The following is a 14,568-nucleotide window of genomic DNA, read 5'->3' as shown; positions in this document are numbered from 1 at the left end:
TGTGCGTCGTGGTGGTGCCGATACTCAGCCAGGCGCGGACGATCCGTCGCGTATACCGGCTCGTGAGCAGTGTGCGATCGGGTGCAGCCCGTTGCGGTGCGCAGGCGGGGGCTGCACCGAAGGCCCACAGGGTCCGTCGATCGGTGACGCGTCTAGGCTGCGGTGTCACAAACACGGGGGTATCTGATGACGCAGACCGACACCGACGCACCGGTGGGGGCGGGTTCGATTTTCACGACGGAGCCGCTGGCGATGAGGGCTCTGGCCGCCGAGTTGCGTCATGACTCGGCGAGGACGCGACGAGTGCTCCAGGACCTGACCGGGCTGGTGCTGCCTGCGCTCACCGCGGTGGGGTGCGAGATGTCGAGGCGCGAGAACCTGGACGTTGTCCTCGAGTTCGGGCACGTGTCGGTCGGCATCGAGGGAAAGATCGCACACGAGGTCACGGTCGGGCAGCTGACCCGCGAGGCTCGAACGGTCGATCACTTGCTGGTGCTGGTCAAGAGCCAGGACGACGTACCCGCCGAGGCCCTCACTGTCACCACGACCGTGGTCACCTGGCACGACCTGCTGTCCCGTTTGCCCGAGTCGCGTATCTCGGTCGCCGACATCGAGGCGGTGAACGACACCAAGCGCATTGCCCGGCGCGCACTGGCTGTGCTGGACCTGGGGCAGCCCCCGGCGGGGTGGACCAAGGACGACCAAGCGGGTCTGGGCGGCTACCCCAGCCTGACCTTGAGCAGTCCTCCTCTTGATGACGGCCGACAGCTGACGGTCCAGGTCGAGGCCGCGCGCTCCGACGTCGGCAAGAAGTACGTCGCCAACGTCGGCATCAGTGTGACCGCAGCCGATTTCGCCGCTCCGTCCTCGAACATCACCGACGCGCCGACCTGGATCGGTTACGCGCGCGCCATCGGAGCCTTCCTAGAGGGCCGCCTGAAGGGCACGGCGGCCGCCATTTCGACCGAGCCCGGTCGTGGTGGGTCAGAACTTTCCGACATCAAGATGAGCCAGGCCCGACAACACGATCTGCCGCTCAAGTACGCGACGGGTTACACCGGCTCTTACCTTGGAGTGCGGACCGGCCGAGTCGAGGTCGAGGTCTTGGGCGACATGGTGGCCGTGCTTATACCGGCCGTGGTCGAGCTCGACGGGCGCCTTCGGCGTTGACAGGCCCGCACGGTGCGGAGGAACACGACCAACGGTCGACCGAATTTGGGAACGCCGACGGGAGCGGCACCGAGCCAAGTTCCGACGGGGCAGGTCCCACGACGTCCGCTGGTGGAGTCGTGGGCGCCCGATCCGGTCGCGCAGCCGTCCTGCGGCCGGCATTGTGGTCCGATGCGGCGGTCCGGGCGCGCCGTCTGATCGGTGGGCGACGTTGGCGCCACGCGGTGCTGACCACCGGTGTCGACGATCGGCCAGCAGCCGTGGCATTGCTCGATCGTGCCGGCATTACCGTCTGTGGCAGCACTCAGGACGGCGTGCGCACGACCATCGCCGTGCTGGTTCCGCTCACCGCACGCGCCCTGGACCGAGACGAACAAGCAGCCGTCGCCAGGTCTGTAAATGACGCACTACGCGGTCTCGACGCCGCCATCGTCGTGCAGACCCCACCGCGGCGCCGCCCGGTGCGACGGCTGCGCCGCTTCAGCACCCCACATAAGCGCGACGTCTGGGCCAATGACACCGATCTCGCGTTCGTCGTGGCCGGCAGACGGGTGAGTCACGACGATGACACGGCCGCCTTGCTGAGCAGCCTTCCGGTCGTTGGCGTCGTCACCGTTGTGGGTGCGATCCTCACCGCGTTCGCGATCACCGCCGGGTGGGTTCCCGGGCAGACTGAGCGGCCCGCGTCGTTGTGGGGATGGGTCTGGCCGATGGCGATCTTCGCGGTGGTGAGCGTCCTGGTCGGTGCCGCACTGAACCTCGTACTGCGGCGGCGGTGGCGCCCAAGTGCGGACGGGGGCGGTCGACACATGGGCCTCATCGGCACCTTGCGGTCCTGGCTCGTCGGTGGCCTCTTGGTCGGGTTCGTCTACGTCTATGGTGCGTTGTCCTCGATCGAGACCGCGACAATTCTGCTCGGGGTGACCGGTGCACTGGGCGTGGTGTGGTTGGCGGACCACGCGCTGCGTTCGCGCGGACCCAGGGCCGTTCAGGCCTTGGCACGATTCCTGGTCGCCCCTACTGCCATCGTCGTCGCTGTAGTCCACATCAGGGCGACGGTGTGGGCCGAGGGGCTGGGCATCGGGAATGGGACCCTGCCGCCGGTTGTGAAACCTTTCTTGATCGGCCTGCGCGACGGACTGGGTGAACTGGTGCTCGTCCTGCTCGTGACGGTCGTCCTCACCCGGGTGGTGGTGTGGTTGGCACCTGAGTCACGCTCAATGGTTGCGGCGGCTGCGGCATTGGCCGTTTTCACCGTGGCGGGCCCCTGGGTCGTCAGGCCCTATGACGATGCCCGAGCGGTTCTTGCCGGTGCGACCTTCGCGCCGTCGGCGCCCGGCTTGGTCCAACGAGTTTGTCTGGAAGGCGCCGGTGCCGGCGACGGCGACGGCGGGGATCTGGTCGAGGCAACGTTCGTCGGTGAGACGGCCAGTAGCTACGCCCTACTGCTCGGCGGTGTCGACGGCGTCACCTTCGTCCCGCGTGGATCGGTCAGCCTTCGGTACCCGAGGAATGGTCGCGGCTGCGACGAGGGCCTTTAGGGCTGACAAACACCAGAGCGGGTGGCGCTGGGAATCGTGCCCTTTCGACGACGGGACAATCGGCCTTGCCGCGCGGCGCTTGCCGCGCTCGCGTGCACTTAGCGACGCCGTCGTGGACGGCTGGGATCGGTCCCGCCGCGATCGCAGCAGCGGTGTTCAGGGTCCTCGTGTGCTCCTGGTGTGGGTGGTGCCCTGGTGGGGTGGTTATTCCCGTTTGGGGTCTCGTCGTCGGCCTCCGGACGGCCGGCAGCACAGATGCGCTGCCTGAGGGCGCCTGCGGCGCCGTGACCGTTTTTCCTCCGGCTCCCGATGAAGTCCGCCCATGCCGATCACCAGGTGCGCAGGGGTGGCCCGCAGGGTCATCGCGCAGCGACGCGAAGCGCCCTTGCGCTCCTGGGGATCGGCGTCAAGATGGGCGGCTCGGGAGCAGGAGATTTACCAACAGGTGCGTGCCCGGAGGGCACTGGTCCTCGTGAGGCGGCGCGCCGCCGCCGGACTGCTAGCGCTTGGTGACGGCGGAGCAAGCTAAAGCACGAGGTGCCCTCGTAGCCGTCATCTCTGGACCTCGCGGTCCCGGGCTGCCACACTGGGGTGTGGAACTGCCCTGGCGGGCTCGCTGCGCTGGGCTGAGGACAGGACGAGTGACGAGGGGCCAATCCGATGACCGACGAGCCGCAGACGGGCGCTGAGAGCGTCACGGGTGCGCCGTCTGGCCGTCGGCGGTTGGGTGTCCCGCAGGTGCGCAAGCCGGGGTCGCCGCGCACGATCGTGCACAAGGTGAAGGTGACCGAGGACCAGGAGTACCGGCTGGTCGTGAAGGCCGCGGAGCGGGACATCACGGTGTCGCGGTTGCTGGTCGAGTCGGCGCTCGCGGGTGGTTCTGAGGCTGCCAAGACGCGTGCCGAGTTGATCGGCGAGCTGTTTCGAATGACGCGGCTTCTGGGCAAGGTGTCGGTGAACATCAACCAGATCGCGCGGGCCACGAACGCGACGCTTGAGAAGCAGCCCGACACGGGCCCGGCGATCGTGGCGCTCGGGGGAGTGTGCGACCGATTGACGCAGCTGCTGGACGACATGGACCGGCCTGTGGGTGACATCTACTCGGGGTTCCCCGGTGATCCGAACCGCGCGCCTGGTGGTGGCCGGCCGTGATGCCGAACGTCGTCAAGGGCGGCGACATGCGCGGCCTAGTGCAGTACCTCGCCGGGCCTGGCAAGGCCAACGAGCACGACAACCCACACGTCGTTTCTGGAGACGCCCATCTGGTCGCCTGGCACGGCGCCGAGCAGCTGGACCGCGCCGGTGCGAACGAGATCGCGGACTACCTCGACGAGCCGCGGAAGCGGTGGGGGACCGAGGTCCGGGCGCAAGTGACGGCGCTCGATCCGGTGACCGAGCGCAAGACCGTGATGGGCTACAGGAACCAGCACGTGTGGCACTGCTCGCTGTCGCTGGCGGCCGACGAGGGCGCGTTGTCGGAGGAGAAGTGGGACGCCGTCGCGCGGGACTTCATGGACCGGATGGGGTTCACCGAGGAGGGGTCGGGCAAGGCGCCGGCTAGGTGGGTGGCGATCCACCACGGCGCGTCTGCGAACGGCAACGACCACATCCACATCGCGGCGTCGGCGGTGCGTGAGGACGGCACCCGGTGGGGTGGGGAGTACCTGGACTACAAGCGCGCCCAGGACGCGTGCCGGGAGATCGAGAAGGCCCACGGGCTGCGCACCGTCGCCGGCCGCGAAGCTGGTTTGTCGGTGCGTGGCGAGAAGGCCGCCGAGCGGGCCGCGGCCGAGCGGGCCGGGATGCCAAACACCGCACCGGTCGAGCTCGCGCACCGGGTCCGTGCCGCGGCCGTGGCGTCGACGAGCGAGGCCGAGTGGGTCCGCCGGGTGCGTGCCTCGGGTGTGGTGGTGAAGCCGTACTACGCCAAGGGCACCACCGACGTCGTCACCGGCTACAAGGCCGCACTGAAGCCGGCGGAGTACAACGACAAGCTCGTGTTCTACGGCGGCGGCCGCCTGGGTAAGGACCTGTCCCTGCCACGCATCCGTGAAGGGTTCCAGACACCCACGCTCGAGCAGGCCGACGCCGCGTCCGCCGAGTGGGCGGCGGCAGCCAAGGGCCAGGCGCCGGCCGGTGCCGGACGTGAGGCCAAGCCCGTTCGTGAGGGCGCCTCGGAAAGTGTGGCGCGGACGCTCGGTGAGGTGAATGCGCGACTGGCGAGTGTGCCGGTCACGGACGCGGCCGCGTGGGCCGACGTCGCGCGTGATGCCTCCGGTGTGTTGTCGGCGTGGGCGCGGTTCGACACCGCGAACGCCCGGGAGTTGAACGCGGCGGCCGCGCAGCTGGCGCGCTCGGCGCAGGTGCGCAGGCGCGGAGAGCCGCACCGGCGCGGTAGCGCCTCGACGATGGGCGCCGCGGTCGTGCTGCTGCAGTCACGCACCGACGGGAAGGGATCGGTCGCGGGGGTGCTGCTGGCCCAACAGGTGTTCAAGATGGCCACCGCGATCCGTGACCGGCAGGCGGCGGTGGGGCAGGCCGTCGAGGCCCGCCGCACGCACATCGACGTGCTCGAACGCCTGTCCCGGGTACCGCTCACCGGGTACGCCAGCGCCACTACGAGCGGGTCCGTCACGGTGCCGCAGATGTCGGCCGAGACCCAGCACGCCGCCGACGTCGCGGCCGCCTTGAACAGCAATACCAGTCGGACGCGGTCGGTGACACCGAACCAGGTGAGCCCGCTGCCACGGCCGCTACCCGAACGACGCAAGAGCACTGACCGAGACCACGGGCGATGAGGGGAACATCTGATGGCTGAGGACGTAGTGGACGAGGTCCAGGGCGCCACGGTGATGACGCTGACCAGCGCCGCCCGAGCTGCGGAGGTGCTGCTGCGCTCGTCGCAAGACCGAGCCGTCCGACAAGCCCACCAGGACCGCCAGGCCAGCGATGAAGCGTGCCGACGATACGACGCGCAAGCCTCGGTGGCCGAAGAGTTCTACCGCCAGGCCGCCGACCCGGAGTTTGTGCGACTCCAAACCCAAGACGTCGTCGTCAACGCATGGCGCGGGGCCCAGGAATGGAAAGACCTCGAGCCCCAGCGGTTCGGACCCCACGCCGACCAGATCACCCAGAACGTGTGGACCGAGTACGGCATCGATCTCGATGACGTCGCAGCCCGTCTGGGTGACCGGGACCTGGCAGCCGAGCTCGGTGAGATGCGCGTGCAGCGCACCCGCGGCGTCGACGAGGACCTTGACCGTGATGACGACGCCAACGCCCAGGCCGTGCCCGGCGTCGCCGACGGCATGGAGTACGACACCGACGCCGCCCGCCGCGCACGCGAGGAGCAGCTCGACCGATCCGATCTCCCGGCCGAAACCCGGAACGCCATGAAAGTCGCAGACCACCTCAACGGCACCAATCCGGCACTAGCGGCCGGCACGCACGTTAGAGAAGGAAAGACCAAGCCGGCGCCGAGGGCCGGGGCAAGGATCAAGGCGTCGGATCTCGGTCGATAGAGAGCTCTTGTCGAGTGCAACGCCGAACTCTTCTACCGGACCTTCGAGCCGTTCCTGCGGGGATCAGACAGAGACCGCACCGACGCTTCACCAGGGACCTGGTTTTGATGCTACCGTCACGCCGGTGACGATCCTATGACGGACAGCAAGTTCGGGGCCTTGGCAGACCTTGGCAACGAAGCCACCGTTGAGCAGTTCTTCGTGGCGCGTGTGTTGAAGGATCTGGGATACAAAGATTCGCAGATCCGACCAAAAGCAACCATTGCCGAGCTGAAGGTCAACAAGGGCCGCAAGCATGAGCTGTGGCGCCCTGACTACGCAGTCACCGTGGGCGCGAAAGTCCGGTGGATCTGCGAGGCCAAGGGGGTAGAGGAAGACCTTGACGACTGGGTGGGCCAGTCGCAGAGCTACTGCTTGGCGCTGAACAGCGCGCAGCCCGACAACCCCGTCCAATTCTTCATGCTCACCAACGGCGTCACCACTCGTGTGTACCGCTGGGACGACTCGACCCCCATCGTTGAGGCGTCGTTCGGTGACTTCGTGGACGGCAACCAGAACTACGCCACCATCCGGTTGCTTCTCTCGCCGCAAGCGTTCAAGCCGGTCCGAGCGACTACCCCCGCCGCCAAAGGGGAGCACGTGCTTCGACGCCGCTCGGTCTCGGATCTCAACTCCGACTTCGCATGGGCCCACCGTCTCATCTACAGACGCGACAATCTGAGCTACAACGCAGCCTTCATGGAGTTCGTGAAGGTCATCTTTTTGAAGTTGCACTCCGACCGTGAGGCGCACGCCGACCCAACCGCACGCGTCCTAGACGATCACTCAACCGTGGTTTCGGCTGAGGCCGTCAAGTTCTCCAGCGCGTGGATCAAATCACGCGAAGCTGACACGTCCAGTCCGCTCGACTCGATCCTTTTCCAGAAATTGCTGAGCGAGTTCGAGGTTGCGATCACTCACGGCCGCAAGAAGCGCATCTTCCCCAAGGGCGAGCGCCTGCTGCTGTCCCCCGACACGCTGCGTGCGCTGGTGGAGCGGTTAGAAAACGTCGACCTCATCAGCATCGATGCTGATCTGAACGGCCGAATGTTCGAAACGTTTCTTAACTCAACGCTGCGAGGTAAGGCGCTAGGGCAGTACTTCACCCCGCGGAGCGTGGTGAAGCTGGCGACTGGGCTGGCCCAGTTGCGCGCCGACGACCAGCACGTCGACCGGGTCATTGACGCCTGTTGCGGCACTGGTGGCTTCCTCATCGAGGCCCTGGCCGACATGTGGGCCAAGCTCGACGCGAACACCTCGCTCTCGAACAAGCGGCGCGAACAGCTGCGGATGCAAGTCGCTGAGAGGTCTCTAATTGGCGTAGACGTCGCTCGTGACCCCGCGCTAGCCCGCATCGCGCGGATCAACATGTACCTCCACGGCGACGGCGGAACGAGCGTTTATCAGCTCGACTCGCTCGATAAGGACGTCGTAGTCAGCCCGACTGACGAACCCGAGGTCGCCAAGGAGAAAGCCGAGTTTCGCGACAGAGTCGCGGACTCACGCAAGGCCGCCGGCGGCGCTTCGGCCCTGGGCATCGCTGACGTGGCGCTGACCAATCCGCCATTTGCAAAGGAGTACACGAGGGAGGAGGAGAGAGACGCTGAGCTCCTCGAGAAGTACGTTCTGTCGTATGACAGCAGCGGCGGCGCTCATCGGCCCCTCAAGTCGATGAACTCGATGGTGATGTTCTTCGAGCGATACCACGACCTGCTGAGTCCTCGTGGTCGTTTGGTCACCGTCGTCGACGACAGCATCCTTGGTGCGCCGCGCCACAAAAAGGTCCGCGACTGGATCCGGAAGAACTTCATTGTCCGGGCGGTCGTTTCACTGCCGGGTGACGCGTTCCAGCGTTCGCAGGCGCGTGTCAAAACTTCACTCATCGTGCTCGAGAAGAAGTCGGACGAGGATGAGGTTCAGCCGGACGTCTTCATGTACTACTGCTCCTTCGTTGGTATCGACGACCCGTCTCGTGCCCGCATCCTCCCGATCGACGCCGAGAATCGCGAGCATGCGCGAGTTGAGATTGAGACCGTCACGGCGCTTTACCGGAGCTTCCAGGTGGGCCGTCCGGAGGCTGCGGTTTGGACGGTGAGCGCTTCGACGATTACTGACCGTCTCGACGTCAAGGCGTGCCTCCCCGAGGCCGAGGCGCGCGTCACGGACTGGCAGGCTGCCAGTTTTGCTATCCAGCCCCTCGGCGAGCTGTTGCAACTAGCGACGAGCGACGACGACCGGGCCGAGCGTGAGGTCGACACGTCAGAGACCGACGAGCTAGTCACCTACCTGCGGGTCCGCTATGACGGTTCCTGCGAGGCAGGTGAGGAAGTGTCTACGTCGGACATTGCGAAGCAGACCCTCACGCGCGTGCGCACGGGCGACTTCGTGTTCAGCCACATCAACGCCATCCACGGCGCCGTCGCAGTAATCCCGGAGGAACTCGACGGTTTGGTGGTTACAAGTGAGTACACCGTCTGTCGTCCTCGCGGCGACGTAAGCGCCAACGTCCTCTGGGCCCTCGTCCGTTCCAATGAGGCACGCGCGGAGATGCTTCTGCTCGCTACCGGCATCGGACGCACACGTGTGCGGTGGGCCGAGCTCAAGAAGTTGCGGCTCCCTGTTCCCGACGAGGCGGTACGCGACCGGATCGACGACGCAGTCAAGCGCGCCAATCAGGCCGAAGAAGACATGCGCCAACTCCGCGTGGAGGCCAACCTCACGGCCTCGAACGAGATGCTGCTCGACAGTGCTCGTTCCCGCTCGATCATCGCGGCGTTCAAGCCGCCGCGGTGACATGGCAGACCTACAAGAGTTCCTCGAGGAGGCAGCCACGCTCGCGCACGTGACTGTTGATGTGCTGCTCTCGCAGGTCCTACATGTGGAGGACGGAGCGATCCTCAACCTCACCAAAGATATGGATGCGGAGACCGCGAAACTGACGCTGCGGCTCGACCACGCAGTCCGGCTGCGCAACCCCGGGCTTCACTATGTCTCACGAAGTAAATTCGTCGGTTATCGCCGTGAGGGATCGTCGTTGACGACCGCTGGGGAGCGCTCGCAGATATTCCTGAGTGTCGTTCGCAACAAGTCTCGACTTGAGGTGTTCTTGCCGGTCGACCCCGACGACTTCACCAATTTGCCGAACGCTGCGGATTTGCGCGGCAGGGGTCATCACGGCGTGGGCGATCTCCGCGTGTCGCTGGCGACGGGAACTGCCGTTGACCAGTTCGTCGCGCACATGGGCGAGTGGCTCAAGCCCGAGATTCGCAACCAGAAAAGGCCGACCGGCACCACTTGACTGTCAGCCGCAGGCGCGGATCTCGCTGCGGTCGGCCCAGCGTCGTGCTTAGCGACCTGCAGGTGTCTTCGTGTTCGCGGCGACTGTCGGCAGTGCCTTGCTGGCGGTGTGCTTCTCGGTCGAGCAGGCGTGAAACGGGCCGGTGGGGCTGGTGAGCTCGGTCATGATCGGGTCGGCGTAGGTGGTCCACCAGGTGGCACCGCCGACGCCGGGGTCCAGGCGCAGGGCTTCGAACGCCTGCCATAGCGCGGTAAGTCGGGAGTAGGCCTCGGGGTGGCGGTGCCACCAGGGGCACCACTTGAATGGTGTGGTGGCGTGGTGGTGTCGGGCGTACACCTGCGAGAGGTACACCTCGACGAACGCGGTCACGTCGGGAAAGTGGTTTTGCGTCGGGGCCTGGGGCCGGGCCTGGGGGGTGGTGACGTCCGTTGGGTTGTCGCCGAGCAGGTCGTCGTCGCTGTCGATGCTGAAGGCGGTCATCGTTCGATCGGTCCCACGTTCCACGGGGACCCACCAACAGTGGTGGAAGCGACGGCGGGTGCGGGCTCGGTGTGGCGGTCGTGTTCGGCCAGGGAGGCGTTGATGGTGGCCTGGGTCTTCTTGTCTTGGGCGAACCAGGGCACCACCTTGACCAGCGCGGGTCGGGTGCCGTTGGCCAGGATGACGGCGCGGCCGGTGGGCATGGCGCCCAGCTCGGAGACGCTGAGGATGGGTCGCTCGGTGACCGAGCGTGAGCGCGATCTGCCGCCGCGGCCGGTGGAGGTGGAGCCGGTGTGGTGGTCGTAGGTGCCGATCAGGTCTGAGACCTGGCGTAGGAAGTCAGTGTTGGAGACGCCGCCGCCGTAGATCTTGACGTTGGCAGCTGACCAGAGCTTGTTCCAGCCGTGCTTGCCCCAGATCTCCTCGGCCTGGTCCGGTGACTGCAGGACGGTCATCAGCACGATCCCGCGCGAGCCGTAGTAGGAGTACTTGGAGTCCAGGTCTTTGAACCGGCACACGTTGGCGGCCTCGTCGAGCAGCCCGACCAGGGGAGTAGGGAGCCGGTCACCGGGACAGGTGGCGGCGTAGGTCTCGGCGGCCTCGAACACCGCGAGTGTGAGTGCGCCGACGAGCGGCCCGGCCGAGGTGCGGCCGTCGTTGGACAGCGCGTAGAGGGTGTCGGTGGAGCGGACGTAGGCGTGCGGGTCGAACTCGCGGACGCCGCCGCTGGTCGGCGGGGTCACCCAGGCCATCATCTGACGGTTGCGCAAGAACCCGACTAGGGCACGTGCGGTGCCATAGATGCCGTCACGCTGCTTGGAGGTGGTGGCAATCAGGCTGCGCAGCGATTCGGCCTGCAGGTCGTACCCGGCGCCGGCCAGAACCTCGGCGGGCCGGTCCTCATCGGGGCGTGACAGCCAGGTGTAGATCTGGGTGATGGGTTGGTGGTCAGTGGCGGCCGCCAGGAGCATCAGGTGAAGCAGGTTGACGCCCTCGCCGTCGAAGTACGGGTCCCCCTTGCCGCCGGGGGTGCGGGAGGACTCGGCGATCTGGGCGGCCATCTTCTCGGCCTTGGACTCATCGGTGACGTACGTCAGCGGGTTCCACCACCAGCTGACCGGCTCACCGGCCACCCCCTGCGGGTCGAATACCCACACCTCGCCGACCTCGGCACGGGCGGCGCGGGTGTGGTCCAGGACGCCGCGCTTGTTTTCGGTGATGAAGCAGGCGCCGGGAGCGGCCAGCGCGAGCGGGATCGTGTACGACGACGACTTCATCGTCCGGGGACCGGCCACCAGCACGAGCATGTCCTGCCAGCTCGACCAGAACTTCGCCTTCGACGGCAGGTGAAAGCCCAGCGGCAGACCGATGCCCCCGGATGGGCCGGCGGCGGTCAGCCGGCGGGCCTTCTTGGCGACCTGCTTGTAGGTGTAGGCGTCGATGTCGCGGCGGTTGGCCATGTGCCGCGCCGCGCGGTCGACGTCGAGCGGGCGGCCGCGCACGGCCACCACCGCGAGGGCACCAAGAGCGATGAGCAGCAACCCGGCGACCACGATGGTCACCGCGGTCACGGTCGCCGCGGTGCTCCACGCCAGGTCACCGGTGGCCAGCCCGAGGACGATATCCACCGGGTTCGCCGGCGGGTCCTGTCCGGCGACGGTGAGTGCGCCGTAGGTCAGTCCCCAGGCGCCGAGGCCGGCGCCGATCGCGCCGAAGATCAGCCAGGCATCGTCGTTGTTGTTGGCCGGGTTCTTGGCGTTCGATCGGACCATTAGTGCTCCTGGGTGGGGTCAGGTGGTGCGGGGGCGGCCGGTGAACTGCTTACGGGCGATGCGCCAGCGGGCGGGGGAGTAGTCGCCGTTGGTGCACAGTGCGGTCAGGTGAGCCGCGGAGCTGCCAGCGCCATCGGCGTCGAGGAGTGCGGCGGGAGTGAAGCGGTCAGTGTTGAGGATCCAGCCGCTGACCAAGCGCCGGCGGTCGGCCTTGGTGGTGTGGTCCGGTGAGGCCTTGGCGGCCTTCTCCAGCAGCCGCAGCAGGGAGGTCGCTTCGGCTTCGAGGAAGGTGACGTGCTGGTTGGTCGTCATGGACCGAGTGTTTCTGGTGCAGGTGACGACAACGTGGCGGGGCGGACCCAGCGGGCGTTGGTGTCGTGCAGGGCCAGCTCGGCGGAGGTGAGCTTGACCTGGGTCTGAATGCCGGCCCTTTCACCGACCTTGATCAGGACCTTCCCGGCGCCCGGTGGGGGAGCGGGACGCTCGGCGCCGGTGTGCGGGTCGCGGATCATCTGCTTCTTCCACCCGGTCGTGGTCGACCAGGCGGCGACGGCGCGCATCTCCACCTCGGACATCCGCTTGACCTCCGACAGGGCTCGCAGGTCCTCCATCGCCAGGCCGGCGGTGACGACGATCGAGGAGCGTTCGGCGAAACCGCGAGCTTTGCGGGCGTCAGCCGCGGAGGCCATCGACTCCATGTCCTTGAGGGAGTGGGTGATGAAGATGTTGCCGACGCCGTCGTTGCGGTTCAGTCGGGTGAGGCCGTCGAGCTTGTCGACCAGGCCGGCGCCCTCGATGCGCAGCATCTCCCACATCTCGTCCATCACCATCAGGTAGTGCTTCTGCGGGGCTTTGCCGGCCTCGACGAGCGCGTTCGCGGCCTCCACGGAGGCGTAGCCCTCGGACCAGGTGGCGAGCATGATCGCGGCCTTCACGTCGTCCGAGTGTTGGCGGATCGCGGACACGTCGACGACCACACCGACCGAGTCCAGGTCGATGCGGGTCGTGGTCTGCCCGGAGAACGTGCGCCCGATCGCACCGTCGAGGAGCGCCTCCAAGGACCGTGCGAGCGGCTTGGTCGCGGACAGGAACTCCTCGCGGCTTCCCGCGAGCGCGGCGCGGATCAGTGCGTCGTCGGGGTCGACCATCAGGGCGGCGAGCTCGGGCAGGGTCGGCGGCGGGGAATTGGAGTCGCGGTGCTTGTTGACGAGCTGTCGGACGCCGCGCGAGACCAGGGTGTTCTCCCAGTCGGCCAGCGGCGATCGGCGGACGATCTGAATCAGCGCGGTGACGAGCATGACCGAGCGCTGCAGGGCCTGCTCGCGCAGGATCTCGCCGGCCTGGCCACCGATGCGGTCGGCGGCGGCGCCCATCTGGCCGGGGTCGAGGACGTTGAGGCGCTGGTCCTCACCGAGACGCATGACCTGGCCGCCCATCGCGCGGATGACGCCGACGTACTCGGCCTTCATGTCGCCCAGGACGAGCGGGACGACGCCTTGGTCGGCCAGGCCGAGGATCTGGCGCACGGTCCACGACGACTTGCCCAGGCCCTGCAATCCGAGGACGAGCATCGAGGGGGAGGAGATGAGGCCGTGGCGGAAGAAGTTGATCGGGTCGCAGCACACGGTGGTGCCGGTGGTCAGGTCGTGGCCGACCGGGACACCGACCAGCGGGCGGCCGGAGCCGCCGGCAAACGGCCACAGCCCGCACACCTGCACCGACGTCCCGCGGTACGAAGCCGGGACCGGAAGCAGGTTCCACGCGCCGCCGCCAGGGCCGCGCCACCCACGCGGCCCCATCGCCCACCCCGCCCGGTCACGCGGCCTGGCCGCCCTCGGGACCGGGGCGGTCGACGGCGCCGGCATCGGCGGCAAAGCAATCTTGCTGCGGCGGGTGAGCCGGTCGCGCAGCGGAGGGGCGGTCACAGGTAGCTCCGCATGGTGGTCGGGATGGTGGTGTGCTCCCACGGCACGAATCCGACCGGCAGCGTGGCTGCGAACGCGGCCGCCTGGGAGCCGTAGCAGCGGCGCAGCCGCAGCGGGACGGCGCCGGCGCGGGACTCCACGGTCGAGACGGCCTGGATGACGTCCTCGGGGTCGGTGACCGTGGCGGTGACCATGATCGAGAACCGGACGAGGGCGGCGCCGGAGGCGACCTCCTCGCGGGCCTGCTCGGTGGCCCGGATCTGCGCCTTCGCGGACGCGGTGGGGCGCTTCTTGGTGTTTCCGGCGAGGAAGTTCGCGGTCTGGGAGTCGTCCTCGGAAACCTTCGCGGACTCCTCGGGCGAGTGCGGGCGGTAGATCAGGGCGACGCGCTTGCGGGTGAAGTCGGCGTCGGGGGCCAGGAGGCCGGTGAGGGCGAGCTCGTTGATCGCCGAGCGGGGTGGGGTGGTCATCTCCCAGGTGACAGAGATCCCCGAGTCGTGTCGGTAGTGGTCCCAGCCGGCCTGGTCGGCCACGGGGCCGGCCTGGTCCCACTCGACGTGGGCGGGGTCGCCGGCGAATTCGGCGGCGTCGAGCCAGCGCTGTGCGGCCGGGTCGTAGCCCATCCGCACGATCTTGGACAGGTCGGCCGGCGTGACCATGTCGACCGCGCCGCCGCCGGCGGCTTGCAGCTGGCCCAGGATGTTCGGCACCTTGCGTGCGAGCTCGGACAAGATGTCTTCCTCCCGTCCGCGGCGCGACAGGCCGTGCCCGCGGAAGGTGAGCTCGAAGTAGGTGACGTTCTCCGACGAGGTCTCCGAGTAG

The 14,568-nt window shown here is 67.6% G+C and carries 12 protein-coding genes; 7 read left to right on the top strand and 5 right to left on the bottom strand.

Annotated elements, in window-relative coordinates:
• Window positions 1-186 precede the first annotated feature (186 nt).
• The 7 genes from ACI6PP_RS16985 (at window position 187) to ACI6PP_RS16955 (ending at window position 9,569) form a co-directional block, all read left to right on the top strand.
• Window positions 187-1,170, top strand: coding sequence for a hypothetical protein (locus ACI6PP_RS16985; protein WP_421112801.1), 984 nt, complete (start codon window positions 187-189; stop codon window positions 1,168-1,170).
• A gap of 224 nt (window positions 1,171-1,394) precedes the next feature.
• The gene (locus ACI6PP_RS16980) at window positions 1,395-2,711 is read left to right on the top strand and encodes a hypothetical protein (protein WP_421112800.1); all 1,317 of its coding nucleotides are present in this window, start codon (window positions 1,395-1,397) and stop codon (window positions 2,709-2,711) included.
• Between the two features lie 660 nt (window positions 2,712-3,371).
• Complete coding sequence (locus ACI6PP_RS16975; protein WP_421112799.1) at window positions 3,372-3,863, top strand: MobC family plasmid mobilization relaxosome protein; 492 nt, start codon at window positions 3,372-3,374, stop codon at window positions 3,861-3,863.
• Entirely contained in the window at window positions 3,863-5,509 is a 1,647-nt protein-coding gene (locus ACI6PP_RS16970) for a relaxase/mobilization nuclease domain-containing protein (RefSeq protein ID WP_421112812.1), read from the top strand. The genes ACI6PP_RS16975 and ACI6PP_RS16970 overlap by 1 nt, the downstream gene beginning before the upstream one ends.
• A gap of 12 nt (window positions 5,510-5,521) precedes the next feature.
• The gene (locus ACI6PP_RS16965; protein ID WP_421112798.1) at window positions 5,522-6,232 is read left to right on the top strand and encodes a hypothetical protein; all 711 of its coding nucleotides are present in this window, start codon (window positions 5,522-5,524) and stop codon (window positions 6,230-6,232) included.
• 135 nt (window positions 6,233-6,367) lie between these two features.
• Complete coding sequence (locus ACI6PP_RS16960; RefSeq protein WP_421112797.1) at window positions 6,368-9,064, top strand: N-6 DNA methylase; 2,697 nt, start codon at window positions 6,368-6,370, stop codon at window positions 9,062-9,064.
• A gap of 49 nt (window positions 9,065-9,113) precedes the next feature.
• Window positions 9,114-9,569 carry a hypothetical protein gene (locus tag ACI6PP_RS16955; RefSeq protein WP_421112796.1) on the top strand — a complete coding sequence of 152 codons (456 nt, stop codon included), beginning with the start codon at window positions 9,114-9,116 and terminating at the stop codon, window positions 9,567-9,569.
• Window positions 9,570-9,617: 48 nt separating this feature from the next.
• On the opposite strand, the gene ACI6PP_RS16950 is transcribed toward ACI6PP_RS16955, so the two are convergent.
• The 5 genes from ACI6PP_RS16950 to ACI6PP_RS16930 all read right to left on the bottom strand — a co-directional run.
• Window positions 9,618-10,049, bottom strand: a complete 432-nt coding sequence (locus ACI6PP_RS16950) for a DUF4913 domain-containing protein (protein ID WP_421112795.1) — start codon at window positions 10,047-10,049, stop codon at window positions 9,618-9,620.
• Window positions 10,046-11,821 carry a type IV secretory system conjugative DNA transfer family protein gene (locus tag ACI6PP_RS16945; RefSeq protein ID WP_421112794.1) on the bottom strand — a complete coding sequence of 592 codons (1,776 nt, stop codon included), beginning with the start codon at window positions 11,819-11,821 and terminating at the stop codon, window positions 10,046-10,048. The genes ACI6PP_RS16950 and ACI6PP_RS16945 overlap by 4 nt, the downstream gene beginning before the upstream one ends.
• An 18-nt stretch (window positions 11,822-11,839) precedes the next feature.
• Window positions 11,840-12,133: a hypothetical protein gene (locus ACI6PP_RS16940; RefSeq protein ID WP_421112793.1), complete on the bottom strand. Its 294-nt coding sequence runs from the start codon at window positions 12,131-12,133 to the stop codon at window positions 11,840-11,842.
• On the bottom strand, window positions 12,130-13,620 hold the full coding sequence (locus ACI6PP_RS16935; protein WP_421112792.1) for an ATP/GTP-binding protein: 1,491 nt from the start codon (window positions 13,618-13,620) through the stop codon (window positions 12,130-12,132). The genes ACI6PP_RS16940 and ACI6PP_RS16935 overlap by 4 nt, the downstream gene beginning before the upstream one ends.
• A gap of 122 nt (window positions 13,621-13,742) precedes the next feature.
• A partial coding sequence (locus tag ACI6PP_RS16930; RefSeq protein ID WP_421112791.1) for an SCO6880 family protein occupies window positions 13,743-14,568 on the bottom strand: 826 nt, incomplete at its 5' end.

The sequence above is a fragment of the Solicola agrisoli genome (genome assembly GCF_049059935.1).
Lineage (GTDB): Bacteria > Actinomycetota > Actinomycetes > Propionibacteriales > Nocardioidaceae > JAURVT01.
This window is presented reverse-complemented; position numbering and strand designations above follow the sequence as displayed.

What these genes read in the sequence shown, in the direction of transcription:
- ACI6PP_RS16985 (WP_421112801.1), top strand. Translation starts at nt 187, where the DNA reads ATGACGCAGACCGACACCGACGCACCGGTGGGGGCGGGTTCGATTTTC.
- ACI6PP_RS16975 (WP_421112799.1), top strand. Translation starts at nt 3,372, where the DNA reads ATGACCGACGAGCCGCAGACGGGCGCTGAGAGCGTCACGGGTGCGCCG.
- ACI6PP_RS16970 (WP_421112812.1), top strand. Translation starts at nt 3,863, where the DNA reads ATGCCGAACGTCGTCAAGGGCGGCGACATGCGCGGCCTAGTGCAGTAC.
- ACI6PP_RS16965 (WP_421112798.1), top strand. Translation starts at nt 5,522, where the DNA reads ATGGCTGAGGACGTAGTGGACGAGGTCCAGGGCGCCACGGTGATGACG.
- ACI6PP_RS16960 (WP_421112797.1), top strand. Translation starts at nt 6,368, where the DNA reads ATGACGGACAGCAAGTTCGGGGCCTTGGCAGACCTTGGCAACGAAGCC.
- ACI6PP_RS16950 (WP_421112795.1), bottom strand. Translation starts at nt 10,049, where the DNA reads ATGACCGCCTTCAGCATCGACAGCGACGACGACCTGCTCGGCGACAAC.
- ACI6PP_RS16945 (WP_421112794.1), bottom strand. Translation starts at nt 11,821, where the DNA reads ATGGTCCGATCGAACGCCAAGAACCCGGCCAACAACAACGACGATGCC.
- ACI6PP_RS16940 (WP_421112793.1), bottom strand. Translation starts at nt 12,133, where the DNA reads ATGACGACCAACCAGCACGTCACCTTCCTCGAAGCCGAAGCGACCTCC.
- ACI6PP_RS16935 (WP_421112792.1), bottom strand. Translation starts at nt 13,620, where the DNA reads ATGGGGCCGCGTGGGTGGCGCGGCCCTGGCGGCGGCGCGTGGAACCTG.